Origin of the sequence: Paenibacillus marchantiophytorum (assembly GCF_014640555.1) — a bacterium.
Taxonomy (GTDB): domain Bacteria; phylum Bacillota; class Bacilli; order Paenibacillales; family NBRC-103111; genus Paenibacillus_E; species Paenibacillus_E marchantiophytorum.
This window is the reverse complement of record NZ_BMHE01000042.1, coordinates 1-20,544: the sequence shown is the minus strand read 5'-3', so window position 1 is coordinate 20,544 and position 20,544 is coordinate 1. Positions and strand designations below refer to the sequence as shown.

General features: G+C 47.7%; 16 protein-coding genes. 11 read left to right on the top strand and 5 right to left on the bottom strand.

All coding sequences use genetic code 11. From position 1 onward, the window contains the following. Window positions 1-16: 16 nt before the first annotated feature. The 5 genes from IEY34_RS27475 to IEY34_RS27455 all read left to right on the top strand — a co-directional run bounded on the left by IEY34_RS27475 (window position 17) and on the right by IEY34_RS27455 (window position 3,450). Window positions 17-451 carry a YciI family protein gene (locus tag IEY34_RS27475; RefSeq protein WP_189018011.1) on the top strand — a complete coding sequence of 145 codons (435 nt, stop codon included), beginning with the start codon at window positions 17-19 and terminating at the stop codon, window positions 449-451. Then, window positions 448-1,704, top strand: a complete 1,257-nt coding sequence (locus IEY34_RS27470; RefSeq protein WP_189018008.1) for an RNA polymerase sigma factor — start codon at window positions 448-450, stop codon at window positions 1,702-1,704. Before IEY34_RS27475 ends, IEY34_RS27470 begins: the two co-directional genes overlap by 4 nt. A gap of 13 nt (window positions 1,705-1,717) precedes the next feature. Continuing rightward, complete coding sequence (locus IEY34_RS27465) at window positions 1,718-2,152, top strand: YciI family protein (RefSeq protein WP_189018005.1); 435 nt, start codon at window positions 1,718-1,720, stop codon at window positions 2,150-2,152. A gap of 51 nt (window positions 2,153-2,203) precedes the next feature. Further along, window positions 2,204-2,545 carry a DUF1801 domain-containing protein gene (locus IEY34_RS27460; protein ID WP_189018002.1) on the top strand — a complete coding sequence of 114 codons (342 nt, stop codon included), beginning with the start codon at window positions 2,204-2,206 and terminating at the stop codon, window positions 2,543-2,545. A 101-nt stretch (window positions 2,546-2,646) separates the two neighbouring features. Next, window positions 2,647-3,450: a DUF2935 domain-containing protein gene (locus IEY34_RS27455; RefSeq protein ID WP_189017999.1), complete on the top strand. Its 804-nt coding sequence runs from the start codon at window positions 2,647-2,649 to the stop codon at window positions 3,448-3,450. 60 nt (window positions 3,451-3,510) lie between these two features. On the opposite strand, the gene modB is transcribed toward IEY34_RS27455, so the two are convergent. Further along, window positions 3,511-4,200, bottom strand: a complete 690-nt coding sequence (gene modB / locus IEY34_RS27450) for a molybdate ABC transporter permease subunit (protein ID WP_189018100.1) — start codon at window positions 4,198-4,200, stop codon at window positions 3,511-3,513. Between the two features lie 2 nt (window positions 4,201-4,202). Further along, window positions 4,203-5,063 (bottom strand): molybdate ABC transporter substrate-binding protein, encoded by an 861-nt coding sequence (modA, locus tag IEY34_RS27445; RefSeq protein ID WP_189017996.1) that lies wholly within the window; start codon window positions 5,061-5,063, stop codon window positions 4,203-4,205. Between the two features lie 309 nt (window positions 5,064-5,372). Between modA and IEY34_RS27440 the strand changes: the two genes are divergently transcribed. Next, complete coding sequence (locus tag IEY34_RS27440; RefSeq protein WP_189017993.1) at window positions 5,373-5,771, top strand: MarR family winged helix-turn-helix transcriptional regulator; 399 nt, start codon at window positions 5,373-5,375, stop codon at window positions 5,769-5,771. Window positions 5,772-5,839: 68 nt separating this feature from the next. On the opposite strand, the gene IEY34_RS27435 is transcribed toward IEY34_RS27440, so the two are convergent. Then, window positions 5,840-6,037: a PspC domain-containing protein gene (locus IEY34_RS27435; protein WP_189017990.1), complete on the bottom strand. Its 198-nt coding sequence runs from the start codon at window positions 6,035-6,037 to the stop codon at window positions 5,840-5,842. 249 nt (window positions 6,038-6,286) lie between these two features. On the opposite strand from IEY34_RS27435, the gene IEY34_RS27430 reads away from it, so the two are divergent. Further along, entirely contained in the window at window positions 6,287-6,742 is a 456-nt protein-coding gene (locus tag IEY34_RS27430) for a GNAT family N-acetyltransferase (protein WP_189017987.1), read from the top strand. A 60-nt stretch (window positions 6,743-6,802) separates the two neighbouring features. Here IEY34_RS27430 and IEY34_RS27425 read toward each other — a convergent pair whose 3' ends face one another. Continuing rightward, the gene (locus tag IEY34_RS27425) at window positions 6,803-9,046 is read right to left on the bottom strand and encodes an AraC family transcriptional regulator (protein WP_189017984.1); all 2,244 of its coding nucleotides are present in this window, start codon (window positions 9,044-9,046) and stop codon (window positions 6,803-6,805) included. A gap of 235 nt (window positions 9,047-9,281) precedes the next feature. Between IEY34_RS27425 and IEY34_RS27420 the strand changes: the two genes are divergently transcribed. The 4 genes from IEY34_RS27420 to IEY34_RS27405 all read left to right on the top strand — a co-directional run bounded on the left by IEY34_RS27420 (window position 9,282) and on the right by IEY34_RS27405 (window position 18,660). Continuing rightward, on the top strand, window positions 9,282-10,172 hold the full coding sequence (locus IEY34_RS27420; RefSeq protein ID WP_189017981.1) for a carbohydrate ABC transporter permease: 891 nt from the start codon (window positions 9,282-9,284) through the stop codon (window positions 10,170-10,172). Between the two features lie 59 nt (window positions 10,173-10,231). Continuing rightward, complete coding sequence (locus IEY34_RS27415; protein WP_189017978.1) at window positions 10,232-11,785, top strand: ABC transporter substrate-binding protein; 1,554 nt, start codon at window positions 10,232-10,234, stop codon at window positions 11,783-11,785. 85 nt (window positions 11,786-11,870) lie between these two features. Continuing rightward, window positions 11,871-12,791 (top strand): ABC transporter permease, encoded by a 921-nt coding sequence (locus tag IEY34_RS27410; RefSeq protein WP_189017975.1) that lies wholly within the window; start codon window positions 11,871-11,873, stop codon window positions 12,789-12,791. 109 nt (window positions 12,792-12,900) lie between these two features. Next, window positions 12,901-18,660 carry a DUF4962 domain-containing protein gene (locus tag IEY34_RS27405; protein ID WP_229757875.1) on the top strand — a complete coding sequence of 1,920 codons (5,760 nt, stop codon included), beginning with the start codon at window positions 12,901-12,903 and terminating at the stop codon, window positions 18,658-18,660. Window positions 18,661-18,735: 75 nt separating this feature from the next. Here IEY34_RS27405 and IEY34_RS27400 read toward each other — a convergent pair whose 3' ends face one another. Then, entirely contained in the window at window positions 18,736-19,764 is a 1,029-nt protein-coding gene (locus IEY34_RS27400; RefSeq protein WP_189017969.1) for a Leu/Phe/Val dehydrogenase, read from the bottom strand. Between the last annotated feature and the right edge of the window lie 780 nt (window positions 19,765-20,544).

Genomic DNA, 20,544 nt, shown 5'->3' with positions numbered 1-20,544 from the left:
ACAGGAGGAATAACTAATGAGATTTATGATGATTGTCAAGGCAACAACGGATTCAGAGGCGGGAGTTTTGCCCAGCGATGAGCTGATTGCGGCTATGCAGAAATATAATGAGGAAATGATCAAAGCTGGCGTGCTCCTTGCTGCCGATGGCCTGCAACCCAGTTCCACGGGAATACGGATTTCCTATCCGGAACCTGGAGGCAAACCTAAAGTGGTGGACGGTCCTTTTACAGAAGCCAAAGAAATGATTGCCGGCTATACGTTGATTGAAGTTAAATCCAGGGAAGAAGCCATAGAATGGGCTTTACGCATGCCAGACCCCCATGGATTCGGCCAGGGTGAGATTGAACTTAGACAAGTGTTCGAGTTCGAGGAGTTAACGGATAATGCCGAAACGCAGGAGAAAGAAGCGGTGCTTCGCCAAGAGATTGAAGGCCAGCGAAGAGGATGAGTTCGTCCCAGACACATCGGACGGTCGATGCGATATGGCGAATGGAGTCAGCCAAGCTGATCGCAGGGTTAACGCGCATGGTGCGGGACGTGGGGCTTGCCGAGGATTTGGCTCAAGATGCTTTGGTCATCGCGCTCGATCGTTGGCCGGAGATCGGCATTCCGGACAATCCGGGGGCCTGGCTGATGACGACGGCGAAGCGGCGAGCGCTCGATCTGCTGCGCAGGAATAAGGTGCGTGACCAGAAGTACACAGAAATTGCTCACCAGATGGATTTATACACAGAAGATGATGTGGATCAGGCTTTGGATGGGGAAATTGGTGACGATCTTCTTCGCATGATATTCATGACCTGTCATCCGGTATTGTCCCAGGATGCCAGAGTTGCTCTCACGCTTCGCTTGCTATGCGGGCTAACGACAGATGAAATCGCGCGTTCTTTCCTCGCGGCTGAATCAACGATTGCCCAGCGGATTGTCAGGGCGAAGCGAACGCTTAGCGCTGAGAAAGTGCCTTTTGAGGTTCCGGTTGGCAAGGAACTCCAAGACCGTCTGTCCGCCGTGCTTGAGGTGATCTATCTGATGTTCAATGAAGGATATTCAGCAACCTCGGGGGATCAATGGATCCGTCCAATACTGTGCCAGGAGGCGCTGAGATTGGGACGTGTCCTTGCCGCAATGGCCCCGCAGGAAGCCGAAGTTCACGGACTGGTTGCCCTCATGGAGATGCAATCTTCGCGGTTTAGAACCCGGGTTAACGTCAAGGGAGAACCCGTTCTGCTCATGGATCAAAATCGTGCCCAGTGGGATCAACTGTTGATCCGCCGTGGGCTGGCAGCGCTGGAACGAAGTCGCAAGCTGGGACGAACGCTCGGGCCTTACTCGCTGCAGGCAGCGATAACCGCTTGCCATGCACAAGCGCCCTCAACAGCCGAAACAGACTGGATTCGCATTTCCGCTCTCTATGAAGCACTGTCGCGTGTAATGCCTTCACCGATCGTTGAATTAAACCGGGCGGTTGCCATATCGATGGCATTCGGACCAGCTTTCGGTTTGCAGATTGTCGACGAGTTGAATGCCGAGCCTGCTCTGAAAGGATATCATCTACTGCCTAGCGTTCGCGGTGATCTCCTTGTGAAGCTCAAGCGGTACGAGGAAGCGCGAGTGGAGTTCGAACGTGCAGCAGCAATGACTCGCAATGAGCGTGAACGGACACTTTTGCTGAATCGAGCTGCCGAATGTGAGTTTGAATAGGGAGGATAACCATATGCGATTTATGTTAATTGTGAAGGCGACTGGGTATTCGGAAGCAGGCCTCCAGCCAAGCGGAGAACACCGAGAGGCAGCTACGGACTTCAAGAAATCATTGGTACAAGCTGGTGCGTTCCTTGATGAAGACGAACTTCTGCCTAGTTCGACCAGTGTTAGGATCGTGTATCCTGCGCATGATTGTGAGCCGAATTTAGAGTCAGGTCCATTTCCGCTGCAGCAAGACCTGATGGCGGCATATACGCTGATTGATGTTGCCTCCGAGGAAGAGGCTCTGAATTGGGCGCTCCGCATGCCAGTCCCGCCGGGTCGCGGCCCATATAAGATTGAATTGCGGAAGCTGCAGGAACATACGGACTCCTTACGCAAGCCTAATCTTCATGCTTTGGAGGCTGCGCTCAAGGACCAACTAGACATGTTAAGAAAATGCTAAGAAATGCTCGGTTCCTATAAACCATTGTGATCTTAAAGGAGAAATTACAAAATGAATCCAGAAGTAACTGATTTTATTGAAGCGTTAAAAGAACCATGGCAGGGGGAACTCTCCGCACAGCTGAGAGAGCTTGTTAAACAATCGATTCCGGATGTAAGTGAACGTATGCAGTATAAGAAGCCCCACTTTATGAAAAACGGCAAGTATGCCGCTGTCATTTCAACTTCCAAAGATGCGGTTAGTTTTACTATCTTCAACACGACTGGATTGGAACTTCCAGAAGTCATGTTTGAAGGGCCGCCGGAAAGAAAGACGTTGAAGCTGAGAAAAGGGGATGCATACAATTCAACACAGTTGGCTTCTTGGGTCAATCAGGCTTCAAGTTCACTTTAAGCATAGGGCAGTTGATTAATCAAAATTTGGAAACTGGCATATTGGCAACACTACCTCCTTATACATGGTATGTAGGGCTTATTTGAGAGGAGAGTGCCAAATTGTCAGATGAGTTTATTTTGCGTTCGTTGGATGAGATTCGCTTCTGGTCACGTATTATGAAAGAGCATTCGTTATTTCTAAAACTGGGTTTTCGGTGCGAAGATACACAACTAATCCAAGAAGCGAATCATTATTATCACATTTTTGAGCACATCGAAGGCCGGTCCCATGCCTATAATGAACAGACAGATCCGGAACAAATCCGAAGATTTAATGTCGAAGTGCATGCGGCCGTTTCACACATCTGGGCTTTTAAGAGGAAAGTCCTCGGGCTCATTATCCAATGCAAACTTCCAGGCGGCAACAACTTTCCGTTATTGGTTGACCATACAAGCAGAGAAGCCAACTATTTCAGAAATCGATTAGAGGAATTAAACGCGGGCAGGTTGGAGCCATTACCAGATGCAATCATTGATGAAAATATCTTCTTCTTGCGAATCATGGCTGACCATGCCAAATTTATTGGGCATCTGCTGGATCCATCTGAACGCCAATTAGTGGAACAAGCGCGGAACTTTAGTCATGATTTTGACCAGCTTCTCTTTCAAGCCATTGATTTAAGCGGAATGCGGCCGCAATCACAAACAGAACCGCTCCTTGATCAATTCCTGGACCAAAACCGAGTTTCTGTCGTTTCGCTGCGCGACTTCAAACAGACAGCGCGAGATTTAATCGAGGCTTGTCGGATCAAAAGCATTATACATCCTCTGCTTGCTGATCACGTATTCCGTGAGGCTGAAAGATTTTTACATATTATTGATATGTTCGAACGATGTTTAACTGGAAATGTCAGCAGGAACTAACTAAAAGCCCAGAAACCAAGCAGGTGATCCTGCAGGAGCTTCTGGGCTTTATAAGCTGCGTTATTCGTTATTATTCGCTGTTCTCCTGGTTCGCTGATTAACGATGAATAGGAGCCCAAAGGAGATGAGTATAATGGCAGCGGCCCAGCACCAGGCAAGCGACTGGTTGCCGGACTCCACGGCTATATAGATGGCGGTAGGGAGTGTTTGCGTTTTGTGAGGGATATTTCCTGCGATCATCAGGGTTGCGCCGAATTCCCCCAGACCACGGGCAAAGCCGAGAATGTACGAGGCCATCAACGAGCGCCATGCCAGAGGAAGGGTGATATAGCGCAGCACTTGCCACTCGCTCGCCCCGATAGATCTCCCCGCATCTTCCAAATCCTTGTTGACCAGTGAAAAACCGGTAGACATCGTTTGATAAACGAGCGGAAATGCTACGACGACCGAAGCGATGACAGCTGCGCCCCATGTGAAGATGATCGAGTGGTTGAATAGGCTTTCCATCCAGTATCCAATCCAACTCTTTTTCCCCAATAGGACTAATAAGATAAAACCTACAACTGTCGGAGGAAGTACTAATGGCAGAAGAAAGGTCGCTTCTAAAACGGTTTTTCCGCGGAAATGACGCCGCGACATCCCCCAAGCTGCTATACCTCCTATCAGTAGAACGAAGATGCTGGATACGACGGCTACTTTCAGAGAAAGCAGGATGGGAGAAGCGAATTCTGTCCAGTTAATCGAATTCATCATCATTTTGGAATCGAAAAACCGAATTTAACAAAGACATCTTGTGCTTCTTTTGTTTGCAGGTAGGCATAAAAATCGGCTGTTTCTTTGCTGTGTTTCGTTGCCTTGACAATGCCTGCTGGATATTCGATAGGTGTATAGGATTTGGGATCAACACTGAAGGCTACTTTGACACTTTTGGAAGTTAGCGCATCGGTTTTGTACACAAAACCAGCTTCGGCATTCCCCGACTCTACATAGGTTAGCACTTGGCGTACATCCTTGCCCTGAACGATTTTGGGTTGAAGCGTATCCCATAGTTTCGCGTTCGTCAAAGCCTCTTTGGCGTAACTGCCGGCAGGAACGGTTTGCGGTTCTCCAACGGCCAAATGTTTGATGGCATCATTGGTTAGATCGTCTGCTTTCTGAACAGCTGCTTTGCCATCCGCAGGAACTACAACGACTAATTCATTGATCAATAAATTCTTTTGCTGCGTTGTGTCTATCAATTGCTTGTCAACTAGTGCTTTCATATTTTTGGTCGCAGCCGAGAAGAACAAGTCAGCTGGCGCCCCTTGCTCGATTTGCTGCTGCAATGCCCCCGATGCTCCGAAGTTGAAGTTGAGTTTGATTTGTTTGTTCTTGCCCTCATAATTTGCTTGAATCTCTTTGAAGGCATCGGTTAAGCTTGCTGCTGCGGAAATCGTTAGTTCAACTTTTTCCGTAGGTACAGGTGATGAAGTGGCTGCTGCTGTAGCTTGAGCGGTTTGAACTGGCGTTGAACTAGCAGCAGGCTGTTCTTTCTTGCTTGCACAACCTGTCAAGACCAATGTGGCTATAATGAAACATGATAAAACATAACTAAACTTGTTTAATTTCAACATAATTTCCCCTCCAAGGTTGAATATCTATCTATTTGATTATAAGTAGAATTATATAATCATTGTTCATTATATTAAAGCGTCTATGATTAGTAAACATCTTTTGCGTAGCGCTTTGACTGTGACATCTCGGAGATGTCAAATATGTCATAAAACATAACATTTAAATCAAATTATTCTCATAACTTCATTCGATTCACGCACTCGCGTTATGTAATATAACTCGAAAATCATAAAAATGCTGATCTTTCATTGTCCGATGAGAGTGAATGTTGTAAACTACATGTATTCCGTTATTCCAAGGAGCACACGATGAATGAAAAGCGACTGCCCAAGCATGTATACGAGCAACTAGCAATATTCCGCTATCAAATTCGCAAATTTATTCGTTTCAGCGAGGAAGCTGCGCGGGAGAAGGGACTCACACCTCAATATCACCAATTGATGTTGTCCATTATGGGATTCCCTGATCGCGAGTTCGCTACGCCCAAAGAGCTATTTGAACGGTTGCAGATCACTCGCCATGCCTGTGTAGAGCTTATTAAACGGTGTGAGGAGATGGATTTGGTGCAGCGGTTCCCGAACGAAGAGGATAAACGAAGTATCTTCATCCGATTGACGTCTTACGGCATGGGGATATTGGAGGAGTTGTCCGAAATTCATATCGATGAGCTAACGAGAGCTGGATTGCTTGAGTTTCAAAAAGAATAAACATACCAAAAAGGACCGCGCCAGTTCAGCGGGTCCCGTATTAGTAAGGATGTTAGCTTTTACAAAGATTAGATGTGACTGTATGGCGCTTTAGGGATTAAGAGGCTTGCTGCGAAGTACATCAGTGTCACCGTTCCAAAGCTGCATAGAGCCGCTGCTACGAGTAGCAGACGAATGAGGGTTGCGTTAACGCCAAGCCACTCGGCCATCCCACCGCAAAGTCCTGTTAATTTACTGTCAGTCGTCGATCTGAATAATTTGTTCATGTGAATAAGTCTCCTCTCAAGTATCAAGCGTATTTGAATTTGCTTCAACGTCGTTCTTATATCTTTATTGTAGCTTCTTCAATCGTTGGCGCAAATGGACCTCTGGCGGTTTTGGAAGCCCTACTTAAGTCGGGGACGCTCCACAACTTCAGTTGAGCTTGGTCACTTTTGTAATAATTAACATCGACGTTATATTAAATAGCACGTATACTAATGTTTTGAAAAATAGATCATATGGAGTGGATGGCTGTGGAAATTAAATTGGATGATTTGACAGGTGCCCAAGTAATTGCCTTGGTGAGCGAACATTTTCTGAGTATGTCGGCTCAATCTCCGCCTGAAAGTATGCATGCGCTGAATCTGGATGGGCTAAAAAAGCCGGAAATTACGTTTTGGAGTGTATGGGATCACAATGAGATCATGGGCTGCGGGGCAATCAAAGAACTCGGCGGGCAGCATGGAGAGATTAAGTCTATGCGAACATCCACGTTGCATTTGCGAAAAGGTGTTGCCAAGCGCCTTCTTGAACATATGATTGAAGAAGCGAAGAGACGCGGCTATGTGCGTTTAAGCTTGGAAACGGGTTCCATGGCATCTTTCCAACCGGCGATTAAGCTGTATGAAACCTTAGGATTTCATTTTTGTGAGCCGTTCGCGGATTATATCGAGGATCCGAACAGTGTGTTTATGACCAAGGAATTGTAAATCAGGCGGAATAGGAAAAAGGCTTGCGCAGGCAACTTCATGCGCAAGCCTTTTTCCATGTTAAGTTCCGTTATTTCGATATTCAGCAGGTGTAATACCGGTATATTTTTTGAACACTTTATAGAAATAAGTACTATTGTTGTAACCGGTCTTCTGTGAGATTTCTTCAATAGAGTCATGCGTGGAAATGAGCTTTTCCTTCGCTCTCTCGATGCGAAACTCATTTAAATAGTCGGGAATCGACTTGTTGGTGAGCTTTTTGAAAATACGACCGAGATAGGCCGGGGTGAAATCCAGGATCTCCGCGATTCGGAATAGCGACAATTCACGGTCAGCATAATTTTGATGAATGATGGTATCAATGGATACGATCAAGTTGTCATGTTTTGAACTTTTTTTATCTTTAAATCCAAGGCATAGCTGGTCAATCAATTCGTAGAAATGATCTTGCACATCGTGCAAAGTTTCCAATTTGTGCATGTGATGGATAAAAGATCCGAAATCGTGATCGAGGAGTAAGCCAGCGTTTCGATCCATGTTGATTGCGGCCGTACTTAGCGAGAATGCCAGCTGATTAAACAGCATGTTATAAACCATATAGGAGGGCGGCTCCACCGTCTGAACGATCTCATCAAACCATTTCTTCGACTCTGTCGCTTTGCCCAGCTTCAGCGTCTCCAACATATTGTTTTCAAGCAGGTTGGGATGAACGAATGGGGCAAGCGCTTGCTGGCGAGGTTGTCGACTATGCAGAATGCAGCGATAGCCCTCAACAAATTTGTATTTCAACTGCTGCTGTGTTTCCGAATAGAGGTCAGATACTTCAATTAAGCTGTCGCCGGTTCTGCTGATGGAGGCGGACAACGATAAGTTCAGAAATTGGTCGGTGGAATCTTGAACTTGCTTTACCAGATCAATCCATGAAAGTTCCGCTTGAAAGCTGCCATTCAGAAGAACGGCAATGGTTTTCTCATCTATATCGATACATTCGCAGCTGCCAGCTTGAGCGAACGTTTCGGAAGCGATATTCATAATGCCATATTTCAGGAGCACCCGGTCTTCGAAGTGATATTGCCGGGAAAACGAGTCAAAACGGTCGATTACGAAAAGAATGAGCACGTAATCGCTGGCGGGGTCCATCGCGATTTCAAATTCCTTGAGTTCCCTTTCGATGTCAAGCGGCTTTTTATACCCGCTTGTATAGACAAGTTGACGCAAAAAATGCTGTTTCAGTTTGTACTGATTATTGCGTTTTTCTTTTATTAATACATTTAATTTGGATGTGACTTTCTCGATGGGTTTATACAGCGATTTGGACAAGAAGAAAGAGATGCTGAGCCCGATTAGCAGGATGAAGAAACAGACTAGAAGAACGGTCTTCTTAATCGTTTCGATTTTCCCCATGATGGTGTTATAAGGCAGCACGCGGATGAAAAGCCAATTGGTGACGTCATGCTTGGAGTAGACAACCAAGGATTTGACGCCTTCCACCTGATCCACAAAATAGCCGGATGCTTGACTGGATGAAGTGTTCAGTATCTTTTGGACATAAGGCTTCTCATGAAGATCCGCAAGGAACGGCATGGTGTCGGTGCTGGTTACCAATGTGCCTTTGCTGTCGATGATGAAGGTCGAGCCATTTTTATCCATATCCAGGCTGGTTATCGCATCTTTCATCCAACGCTCTGGCACGTTGAGCATAATCATATTGTCGAGATCGGAGGATTGACCTTGCAGATCATAAAAGACAAAAGTGTATACATTAGCTGTTTTGACCTCTTGAAACGGCGTTTGAACGGGTATTTCCCGGGGAATAGGCGCCAGACGCTTGTAATTGCTGAAATGTTCAATCAGCTTGCGCGCATCCGCATCATAGAAATCATCGAAATGCTGAATCGCATTGCCAGAGGATAACGTGGAGGCATAAAACGTTTTGGAGTTCTTGCCATAAATATAGATGGAATGAATGAAATAGTTCATATTCAAATAAGCATTCAAGCGAGTTAACGCGGTGGTTGTCTCGACATTGCCTGGGGAAGTGTAATGCAGCAGCTTATCCAAAAGTGGATCGGCGTATATTTGAAGCGCGTAGCTTGTCGAGTTTTCAATCATCGATTTTGCGCTATAGCTCGTCTGAGACAAGCTGCTTTTTTCAGATGCATAGATGTTGGACAAGGCGATTTTCTCGAAGCTTGCGTAGAGCGCAGAAGATAAAGTCACGATGGTAAGGATGATGCAAACGATGAGCGAAAGGAAGATGTTGGCGTAAAGCTTATTGGGTGTTCGAGCCATTGTGAGTTTCATCAGCAAGTCTAAGCTCCTTCGTTAGGCAGGATCGATGTATTCATTATTATAGTGAAAAATTTGTAAACAGGTAAGTGTACATACAAAAAGTATAAAGCTGAACCAATTCGTATAGGCGCTTTTCGCAAATAAATGGAGTCGTTTAACCAGTTTGTAAAGTATACGGGAAGCAGGATCGTGAACTAGTATGGAGTTAGGAAACCGGTTATCCTAATCACAGCTGATGGAGGGCTCCATGGAGAGAAGGCAATCTGTAGAGAAATATGTGTTCCAAGTCATCGGCTATGTCTTCATATCGCTGCTGGCGATGATGTGTTTGATTCCCTTCTTAATGATTGTCATAGGCTCAGTGACAGAAGAATCGAGCATTATTAGAAACGGATATAGTCTCATTCCGAGTGTGTTTTCATTAGATGCTTACGCCTTTATATTGAAAAATCCCAAACAGATCATATCCGCATATCAAATTACATTGTTGGTTACGATCGCGGGTACAGGGATCGGGCTGTTCCTTACAGCGATGACGGCGTATGTATTGCAGCGCAAAGACTTCAAGTACCGCAACGTGTTCTCCTTCTATTTCTTCTTCACCACTTTGTTTTCCGGGGGACTTGTGCCCTGGTACATACTGATCGTCAAGTATTTGGGGTGGAAGGATTCGCTCCTGGCCTTGATGATCCCTCCCTTATTAAACGTATTTTATATCATTATTATGAGAAGTTTTATCAGCTCCACAATTCCAGATGCGATCAGCGAATCAGCCAAAATTGATGGTGCGGGTGATTTCCGAATCTTCTTCTCCATGATTCTTCCGCTAACGAAGCCTGCACTGGCTACGATCGGCCTGTTCATTTCTCTTAATTATTGGAATGATTGGTATCATGCGACCTTGTTTATTAACAAAGAGCACCTGTATCCACTGCAATATTTTCTCTATAAAATATTGAGCAGTATCGCTTTTGCCAACTCTTCCGTGGCTTCCCAAGGATCTGTCGTGATGGATACGCCTAAGGAATCGTTCAAACTGGCGATGACGGTGATCGCGACGGGGCCGATTATATTGCTCTATCCTTTTGTTCAGAAATATTTTATTCAAGGAATTACGATAGGCGCCGTCAAGGGATGACACCGGCTTAGGCTGTTGATCATAGATGCGTGTACGAGAGTAAAGGGGAGGATTTATCGATGAAACATGTAAAGACGCTGATGGCTGTCAGCTTGGCGGCTGTCCTGCTGCTGGCAGGCTGCTCGACTAACAGGGGCCAAGAAACGGCATCACCTAAACCGTCGGCTGGCACAAGGACGGACACGGGTTCCAACAAAGTGGATATTTCCAAAGAAGTGAAGCTCAAAATGTATCTGATTGGCGATCAGCCCAAGGATATCGGACTTGTCTATGACGAAATCAACAAGATGCTCAAGCGTGATATTAATGCAACTGTTGAGCCTGTTTTCCTCTCTTGGGGAGACTACCTGCAGAAGTATCCGCTTCTATTCGCGACGGGAGAAGATTTCGATCTGGTGTTCTCGGCGAATTGGATCAAGTATGGGGAACAAGCGATCAAAGGGGCGTTCCTTGAACTTACGCCGGATATGATAACGAAATATGCGCCACAGACGATGAAGGAAATGCCTAAGGAAGCCTGGGAGCAGGCGAAGGTCCAGAACAAAATCTATATGGTGCCTGCCTCAACCAAAGACTTCTCTATGGCTGTTGTCGGCGTCAGAGGGGATTTGCGAGCGAAATACAACATTCCTGAGTTGAAAACGATCAATGATTTCGAGAAATATTTGGAAGTTATATCCAAAAACGAACCTAGTATGGTGCCTTTCGATGAAGGCATTAACGCCTATACAATGTATGATTTCATGGTCGGTACGGAACTAACGCCTAAACTCATTATTGGCAATTCGCTCGTTTCCGTCGATCTGAAAGATAAGTCAGGGAAGCTGATTGATGTCGCGCAAACCCCGCAATATTTGGAATTTGCCAAGAAAATGGCCGATTGGAACAAGAAAGGCTATTGGTCCCAGAATGCTCTGCTCAATAAGACGCCAGTGAAAGATTCCTTCCTGGCTGGCAAAAGCGCTTCGATGGCTGGAAATATTCAAGATATGAGTCTGGGTGTAACAACAGCGAATCAGAAGCATCCAGAATGGAAAGTCGAACTGTTTGATCTATACAACGGCAAGGCGACTTATGTGAACCCTTACATAGGCAACGGTATGTCGATCAACGCAAATGCCAAAAATCCTGAGAGAGCCTTAATGTTGCTTGATCTATTCCGGAATAACGAGGATTATTTCAACCTTACGACGTACGGGATCAAAGACAAGCATTACGATTTGACGGCAGATAAAAAAATTCAGGCTCTGGGCGGAACGGATTCCGGTTACAAAATCGATTCGGGCTCCCCGTGGGGCTGGAGAACGCAAGGACTGATCAAGCCGCTCGCGGATCAACCGAAAGAAGTTGCAGCAATTCAAGCGGCTTGGACCAAAACTGCGATAACGAATCCACTGCTCAACTTTGTGTTCGATACGACGAATGTGAAGAATGAGCTCGCAGCGATCAAAAATGTGAAGGATCAATATCGCAATCCCCTTACCTTAGGTGTAGTGAATGATCCGCTCGAAGCTGTCAAGACACTCAATACCAAAAATAAAGAAGCGGGTCTGGATAAAGTGGTTGCTGAAGCACAAAAGCAGCTTGACGAATTTGTAAAGAATAACAAATAACAAATAACAAGTGAGAAAGGACGAGAGGGCTGCGACGATCATGCAAACAGTCACTCTCGTTTTTGGTTATCAGGAGGAGAATTCGATGCATACGAAGGGTTTTCTAGGCGATTTGCGGAAAAATCGCACGCTGTATATGATGATCGCGCCCGCCGTTTTATTTTTTCTTATTTTCTGCTACTTCCCTATGGCGGGAATGGTAGTTGCTTTCAAATCTTATTCCTATAAGGATGGTATTTTTGGAAGTCCTTGGGTTGGTTTGGCTAATTTTGAATTCTTTTTTCAATCCGGCAAAGCGTTCCTAGTTACGAAAAATACGATCGTATATAACTTCTTGTTTATGATTGTGAACAACCTGCTGGAAATGAGCATCGCCATTGTGTTATTTGAGCTGGCAGGCAAGTACGTCAAAAAGTTTTTGCAGTCGGTGATTTTTCTGCCTTATTTCATTTCGTGGGTCGTAGCTGGAGCGATTGTCTATAATTTTCTGAATTATGAGTTCGGTGCAGTGAATACGTTTTTGAAGTCATTAGGCTTCATGCCCATAAACTTTTATAATAATCCAGCTTTGTGGCCTTATATTTTGATCTTCTTTAGCGCTTGGAAGTCCGTCGGGTATGGGACCGTTATTTACCTTGCGAGCATCGCAGGCATTGATGCGGAAATGTATGAAGCATCCAAAATCGACGGCGCGAATGTGCTGCAGCGGATTTTCCATATTACGATTCCTTCGATTATTCCAACCATGATTGTCCTGCTCTTGCTGAAAGTCAGCCAAATCGCACGAGGTGATTTCGGCTTGTTTTACCAACTGATCGGTGACAATGGACTCTTATACGATAAAACCGATATTATCGACACGTTTTCCTTCCGGGCGCTCCTTGATTTGCAGGAATTCGGCATGGCAGCAGCAGTCGGCTTGTATCAGTCTGTCCTGTGCTTTCTAATTATTGTGATCACCAATGAATCTGTAAAAAGAATTAAAAAAGAAAGCGCCTTATTTTAAACGCAGGAAGTTGTGAGAGGGGGGATGCAGGGCAGAAGTCGAGGTTGGCTAGGAAGGAAGGGTTGGTTATAAGGATATAGGAAAGATGAAAAGGAGCTGATTATTGAAAATGATGGTCCGCAAAAGAAATCGTCAACTCGCACTTATGATGGGATTGGTCATGATCTTTAGTTGTTTCAGTGCTTTGCCGTTTGCCCGTATGCCCGTAGCGAAAGCCGCTGAGGGCTGGCCAGCAGCGGTTCTTTCGGGGACGAATATGCCATTCGGACCTGTGGATTCCCTCGTCACGACGCAGAATCCGCCCGACTTCCGTTGGCCTGCCATCACGGGGGCAGACACTTACACGCTGCAGCTTAGCCGCAGCCAAACTGTAGCGACTGTCGTATATGAACAAGAAACGCAGACGTCAAACTTCTATAATTTTAATCATATATTGGAGGCTGGAACTTGGTATTGGCGTGTTCGCTTCCACAAGCCTGGCATGGAGGGGTCGGAATGGAGCGATATTCGCAAGTTCCGCATTGAGGAGCAGAATGTGCCGTTCCCGGTTCCTTCCGTCAACCAACTGTTAAGTAATATAAGCCCTACACACCCGCGTATTTGGGCTAACTCATCCACGCTTGCTGATTTCCGCAACCTGCGATATACGGTCGGCCAAGAGATGTTTCAAAGGATAAGTGGGTCTGTGAATACTAATTTGTGTACGCCGACTGTGCAGGAACTGAATAAATGCAAATTGGTCGAACCGACTTTCCCGTATCCGGCTACTTATAGTCATAGTGCCCCTGAGTACGTGAAGGCGCAGCAAGATCTGCGAAACAAAGCAGAAGCAGCCGTTAATAAGATGTTCAATGCAGCGTTCCTGTATTTCTTGACGCAGTCGCCGGAAGTCGGCCAATATGCGAAAGACCGGTTAGTTGATCTGGCAGGCTGGAATCCGAACGGGTCAACAAGTTATTACATTCACGATCAGGTGCATCGGATCATTGCGCTTGATTCGGCCATGGCTTACGACTGGCTGTATGATCTTCTTTCACCAACGGAAAAGCAAGCGGTGCTGACGATGGTGAAAACACGCACCTCTACGATGGTGGAGGAAATCGTCAACAAATACCCGATACAAAACAATCCGTATGATTCACACGGATGGACGGCATTCGGCTTTATCGGCATCATCGCCACGGCGTTGTTGAATGATACACCCGAAGCGGAGTCATGGTTTCGGCGAGTCGTCCCTGCCTATATCAATATCTTGCCGCCTTGGGGCGGAGAAGACGGAGGCTGGTCCCAGGGAACTGGCTACTGGCAGTGGTCGTCGACACTTTCCAAACAGTTCATGGACGTCCTGCTGAGCGCAAGCGGTTTTAATCTCTACGACAAAGCTTATTCCCGCAATGAAGGCTTGTATCCGCTGTATGCGTTTCCTAAGGGCAGTCCTTCGGGAATCTTTGGCGACGATAGTCAATATACGCCTGGAACGCCGAGCGTGACTGTCTATAACCGCCTCGCGCAAATGTATGGCGACCCTCGGTTGAAATGGGCAGCGGGCACCATCGGAACGGGTATGAACGGGGAGCTCAGCAACTATTTTTATGGCGATAACAGTCTTGCCGCAAGGCCGCCGGTGGATTTGCCGGATGCCAAATGGTTTCAGGACATCGGTCTGGTGACGATGCATTCGAAGTTATACGATCCAGACCGTGTATCGCTTTACTTCAAATCAAGTCCGTTCGGCACGTTCAATCACAGTCGCGCGGATCAGAACGGCATCATCGTGAATGCTTTCGGCGAAGCACTCGCCATTGAGAGCGGCTTCTATGATTACTACGGCAGTAAGCACGATGTTCATTATGCGAAACAAACGTATGCAACGAATGCGATCACAGTGGATCGCAAGCAAGGACAGCCGTATGACAATCTCGATGCGGACGGCAAGATCATGAGCTTCGTCACGCATCCGGACTTTGATGCAACAAGCGGCGATGCGGCAGCCGCTTATGCCGGCAAGTTAAATAAGGCTAATCGCAGCATTGTTTATGTCAGACCGGATATGTTCGTTGTCATCGACCAACTGCAAGCGGCTGATCCGCAGGGCTCCGAATTCGAATGGCGGCTGCATGCCGATCGGGAACTTGAGATTGACGAAGATCATGCTGGTGCGACGATATGGCGAAGAGATGCTGGGCTGAAAGTGCGTTTTCAAGCACCGACGGGACTTCGAACAACATTGGAGAATCAATATCTGGATGCCGACGGAACGGAATGGAACCCGGATGCGGATTCCGTTTATGCCGACAAGAGGCAGCTTCATGCAGCTTTCATTACGCCCAAAACGAGTAATACGACTTTCGTCTCTACGATGGAAGCTTTTAAGAAAGGGACTGAACCTCAGCAAGTGGTTTCCGAAAATCACGGAACGTATATGAAACTTTCGTTCAGCGATGGATCGATCGTTTATGTACGGTTAGCTGCGAGCGGGGAAGTGGATGCCGGCAGCATCCGTTTTGATGGTACGGCTGTTGCGGTGAAAGGGAGTACGGTGCTGCTCGTAGAGGGGACCAAGCTAGTGAAAGACGGGACCGTGCTGATTCAGAGCAATCAGCCTGCGACTGTGGTGTACGGCGGAGATCAACTTTCGGTGTCGAGTGCTTCGGAAGCACAAGTGCAGGTACATGTGAATGGAACGGTGCTGGTGCGTGATGCGGAGAGCGGCCGGGAAATTCCAAGCGGCGGTTCTGTTGGGGAAGCCATGGGACTGCGGGGAGTGCAGTGGAGCTCGGTAGGGGGAACGCTTACACTTCATGCCGAGCAAGGACAGCATGCCTTCAAGCTGAGTAATGCGCCGATGCCGCACGCGATGGCTCCGGCGACGCTGCAGACAGAGATTAACGGGGTACAGGGATCGGTAACGCTGCAAGTGTACAGCGATTTGCAAGGTATTCCTGTAGCGTGGGGCAAACTTAACAATTCGGCTGGCTTATACCACGTTGAAGCAGCGCCGGAGGGCTTTATTTTTGAGAAACACGGCCGTCCGAATGACGTCTACCTGGAAGCGAATGCCTCCCTGCTGATTCGTGGTCCATTGAGCACAGTCAAATTGGTCAAAACTGCCGGGGATCAGGTTGCGCAGACAGAATCTTGGACGGATCCGGAAGCGACCAAAAACAAACTGTTTTTTGACTGGATAGAAGCAGAGTCTTATGCGGATGCAGATCCTGGGGTTAGTGTGTATGCAACACGGGCGTTTCTGTCTGGCAAGAAAGGGGTGGGCACCTGGGATCAGCAAGGGCAGGAGGTGGAGTGGAACTTCCGAGTGCCTAAAGCGGGAACTTATGATTTGGTGATGAAGCATGTAGCCGGATGGGGCATGAATCCTGGTGAGCTCACAAGGCGGAGCGTGATGATCGGGGATCAAGCGGCTACCTTCGAGGTACCTAAGACTTACGATTACGGGACGGAACCGCAATATTGGCAAGGGCTTCGCGTTAAGTTGGGGCAGCCGTTGGCAGCAGGACCCGTTACCATTAAAATGTGGAATGACAAAGGTCCGATGAATCTGGATTGGATTGGACTCATCGAACGGAAAAGTGATGAAGAACGTCCGACAACGCCTGAGGGCATCCAGGTTGTTTCGCAAACAACGACGTCCGTTAACGTCCTTTGGCAGGCATCGACGGATAATGTCGCCGTTAAAGAATATGCCCTATATGCGAATGGCCAATTGAAAAAAAGAGTCCCTGCCGGTACATTGGCAACGGCAATTACGGGACTGGAGGTAGGTCATGCGTACAACATAACGGTAGCTGCTGTAGACACGAGCGACAATTTCTCGCTCATAAGTGAAGGTGTTTACGCATTGACGGATGATCAAGATGCGCCTACATGGGATGCCTCGGCAACGCTCCGTTTGGTGCAGTGGCTGCCGGGAGCAGCCAGATTGGCTTGGGAACCGGCGGCGGACAACTCCGGCAAAGTGTCCGCCTATACGATGTATCGGAAGGAGGCAGCTCAAGCCTCTTATGTCAAAGTAGGGACAGTAAGCGGCGCGGTTTATGACTATGATGTGACAGGTCTGCAGACGGACAAAACCTATACGTTCCTGGTGCAGGCGAAGGATGGGGCGGGCAACGAATCGGCAGATGGCCCGAGCAAGACAGCGAAGATGCCAGCGGCTAGCGGAACAGGCGAATACTATGAGTCGTTTGACGACAGACCAGTGGGCCCTATGACAACTGGTGGCGGCTGGACGGTGAGTGCGGAGACAGGGTCTTCCGTGTCGATCATAGCATCACCGGATTTGAACGGCAACGTGCTTGAACTGACCGATCAATATGCGCCTACGCAGACGGATTCAACGGAAAGGCCTATAGTTCTAAGAAGCAATACAGCGGTAAGCGGGAAGGTTACCTTCGAAACTAGATTTATGTTTAAAAAAATGGACAGCGACATCGGCAACTTCGAGCTCAAGCTGCGCGGTTCCGGGACAGATGTCGTGCGAATCAACGGCTTCTCGGATGGCACATTCGGCTACTGGAATGTGCTGGGCGGTGCGAATACGTCTGTCAAAGTTCCTGGATCGGGATTCAAGCTGCCACTTGATCAATGGCTCTCACTTCGTGTGAATTTGGATACTGCGACGCATAAATATGACCTCACCATCCAGTCAGAAGCTTTCAAAACCTACACTGGCACTGTGGACGATGCCGGAAAACTGGATAGGAAAACAGGCACTTACCAAGTCACCGGAGTTCCATTTTATAACAATAATACGACGGCTGCCTCCATTGACACCTTCCGGTTCAGTTCATTCAGATTCACTAGCAAGTTCCTGCTGGATTATGTGGCGCTGTATAAGACCATCGATCTGGATACAACGGCGCCAACATGGGGGGGATCCGCTGCACTCCAACCTGTTAACTTGTTCCCGAACGCCGCTAGATTGGCGTGGACTCCTGCAGCAGATCTTTCAGGCGAGGTAGCTTCCTATGTGATCTACCGCAAGGAAGCAGCACAAACTTCCTTCGTGAAAACAGCGACGGTAAGCGGAAGTACGTACGGCTATGACGTGACTGGCCTGCAGCCGGGAGCAACATATACGTTTCAGGTGCAAGCGGTCGATGCACAGGGCAACGAATCGTCCGACGGACCAAGCTTGGCGGTGACACTCCCCGCTGCAGGCAGCAGCGGCGCCTACTATGATTCCTTCGATGATTGGGTGACAGGGAACATAGCGAATGGAAATAATTGGACAGTGAGCACGAACAGCGGCACGACTGTTTCGGTCGTAGCTTCACCGGATGGTGTGGGGAAAGCACTCCAACTGCTGGACAATTATGCTTTATCAGACAGCGATTATACGGAAAGTCCTGTTGCGTTGAGAGCAAATGCCGCGCTTGGCGGCAAGCTCGCATTCGAAACTAGATTCATGTTCAACAAGGTGAACAGCGATATCACCAATTTCGAACTCAAGCTGCGCAGTGCCGGAACCGATATCGTGCGGTTCAATGGCTTCTCGGACGGTACTTTCGGCTATTGGAAGATGATCGGTGGCGTCAACTCGAATGTCAAAGTTCCAAGAGCCGCTGGCATAGCGCTCCCACGCGATCAGTGGATCACGCTTCACTTAGATTTAGATATGACTGCAAAAACGTTTGATATTCGTATGCAGGCGGATATCTTCAAAAGTTACACAGGTACCGTGGATTCTCCAGGTACACTCGACAAGGCAAGCGGCACTTATCGTATCAATGGCATACCGTTCTATAACAACAACGCAACAGCAACGTCCATCGATGCTTTCCGTTTCAGCACATCGCGTTACACGAGCAAAATCTTGCTCGATTACGTCATGCTGTACAAGAATCCCTAAACATTGGCTGATGCTGCCTATTAGCAAGGGCTATTCCCATTCCGTTTGACAGCGGAAGGGAATAGCCCTTCGTTGTTACTTGGCTAGGAGCTGCATGGTAAGATCATCCGCAGCAGCTGAAGGCGAGATGCCTTTGTTGTCAGCGATAGTGAAAACGTTCGTTAACGTGTCGAAGATTTTCTCCACTTCCTGCTCAGCTGTGGGGGCATCTCCGCCTGCCAGTTCAACGGAAGTGACAATAATTCCGCCAGCGTTTATCACATAGTCCGGGGCATATAAGATACCAAGTTCATGAAGCTTGTCGCCATGCCGACGTTCCGCTAGCTGATTATTGGCGCCTCCGGCAATAATCCGGCAATTAAGCTGCGCAATCGAATCATCATGCAAGATGCCGCCGAGCGCGCAAGGAGCGAAAATATCGCAGGTTGTCTGAAGGAAGTCCTCTGGCGGCAGCGCCTTGGCCCCGAAGTCTTGGACAACTTGTTGCGTTCGCTCGGAGTTAACATCGGATACGACTAATTGAGCGCCAGCCTGATGCAAATAACGACATAACTGATAACCTACTTTGCCTAAGCCTTGAACGGCAATCACTTTATGTTGGAGTGCTTCCGTACCATAAGCACGTTTAAGCGCCGCTTTTATGCCCAAAAATACCCCGTACGCCGTCATCTTCGCTGTAAATTCTCCTTCTGCGCCGAGGGAACCGCTTGTGTCCGTGACATAAGCAGTTTCCTGACGTATCCAATCCATATCTGCAACGCCTGTACCCAGGTCCATACCTGTTATATAACGCCCTTGCAGGCTCTCTATATGTCGACCTAATGCTCTAAATAACTGTTCACGTGAGCCTTGACCTGGATGACTAAGAATTACCGCTTTGCCGCCTCCGAAAGGGAGTCCTGAAACAGCCGATTTGGATGTCATTCCGCGGGCTAGCCGCAGTGCATCTTGAATGGCGTCTTCCTCACTTTCGTATTGCCACATCCGACAGCCACCAAGGGCAGGCCCTAACTTCGAGTTGTCAATCACGATAATCGCTTTGAGGCGAACGATGGGATCTTGGAGGAAAATAAGCTGTTCATACTTTTGCTCGAATACGTCCATGTTAAATCCTCCTTTTGCAGCCTTAGTGAGCGCTTTAGGTTATATCCTATTCAGGAAAGGCTGGTTGGGCTACTGCGAGAAAGGACCGTGAGCCAAGGTCTTACGAACTCCATAGACCCTATTTGATCAAAAAGGGGCATTTAAAAAATCTAGCGAATTCAAAAGTCGCTATACCAAACAAATGATCACAATTCCGCCCATATCCGACTACATAATGCCAATACAATTCGTTAGATTTCAAAAGTAGCCATTTTCTCGTCTATAAGCATCAATCAGTTCGTTAGAGTGTGACAGATTGATTGTGGGAGGCGGCTCCCCGAGGTGCAGCGCCCCGGCGCGCAGCTTTACTAATGGCAGCGCCACGGCGCGCAGCGTTACTCAGCGCAGCACCCCGGCGTTCAGCTTTACTCAGTGCAGCACCCCGGCGCGCAGCGTTACCCAGCGCAGCGCCCGGGCGTTCAGCTTTACCCAGTGCAGCACCCCGGCGCGCAGCGTTATCCAGTGCAGCACCCCGGCGCGCGGCTTTACTCAGTGCAGCTCCCCCAGCGCTCCCCCAGCGCTCCGCTTCGCCAAGTGTCTTTTCCATAAAACGAAAGGCTGTGAGCCAGCCTCTTACGAACTCTATAGAGCCTATTTGATCAAAAAGAGGCATTAAAAAAATCTAGCGAATTCAAAAGTCGCTATACCAAACAAATGATTACAATTCCGCCCATATCCGACTACATAACGCCAATACAACTCGCTAGATCTCAAAAGTAGCCATTTTCTCGTCTATAAGCA

Bases quoted from the DNA above. Each gene is read 5' to 3' on its own strand.
- IEY34_RS27475 (WP_189018011.1), top strand. From the start codon at position 17: ATGAGATTTATGATGATTGTCAAGGCAACAACGGATTCAGAGGCGGGA.
- IEY34_RS27470 (WP_189018008.1), top strand. From the start codon at position 448: ATGAGTTCGTCCCAGACACATCGGACGGTCGATGCGATATGGCGAATG.
- IEY34_RS27465 (WP_189018005.1), top strand. From the start codon at position 1,718: ATGCGATTTATGTTAATTGTGAAGGCGACTGGGTATTCGGAAGCAGGC.
- IEY34_RS27460 (WP_189018002.1), top strand. From the start codon at position 2,204: ATGAATCCAGAAGTAACTGATTTTATTGAAGCGTTAAAAGAACCATGG.
- modB (WP_189018100.1), bottom strand. From the start codon at position 4,200: ATGAATTCGATTAACTGGACAGAATTCGCTTCTCCCATCCTGCTTTCT.
- modA (WP_189017996.1), bottom strand. From the start codon at position 5,063: ATGTTGAAATTAAACAAGTTTAGTTATGTTTTATCATGTTTCATTATA.
- IEY34_RS27440 (WP_189017993.1), top strand. From the start codon at position 5,373: ATGAATGAAAAGCGACTGCCCAAGCATGTATACGAGCAACTAGCAATA.
- IEY34_RS27435 (WP_189017990.1), bottom strand. From the start codon at position 6,037: ATGAACAAATTATTCAGATCGACGACTGACAGTAAATTAACAGGACTT.
- IEY34_RS27425 (WP_189017984.1), bottom strand. From the start codon at position 9,046: ATGAAACTCACAATGGCTCGAACACCCAATAAGCTTTACGCCAACATC.
- IEY34_RS27420 (WP_189017981.1), top strand. From the start codon at position 9,282: ATGGAGAGAAGGCAATCTGTAGAGAAATATGTGTTCCAAGTCATCGGC.
- IEY34_RS27415 (WP_189017978.1), top strand. From the start codon at position 10,232: ATGAAACATGTAAAGACGCTGATGGCTGTCAGCTTGGCGGCTGTCCTG.
- IEY34_RS27410 (WP_189017975.1), top strand. From the start codon at position 11,871: ATGCATACGAAGGGTTTTCTAGGCGATTTGCGGAAAAATCGCACGCTG.
- IEY34_RS27405 (WP_229757875.1), top strand. From the start codon at position 12,901: ATGATGGTCCGCAAAAGAAATCGTCAACTCGCACTTATGATGGGATTG.
- IEY34_RS27400 (WP_189017969.1), bottom strand. From the start codon at position 19,764: ATGGACGTATTCGAGCAAAAGTATGAACAGCTTATTTTCCTCCAAGAT.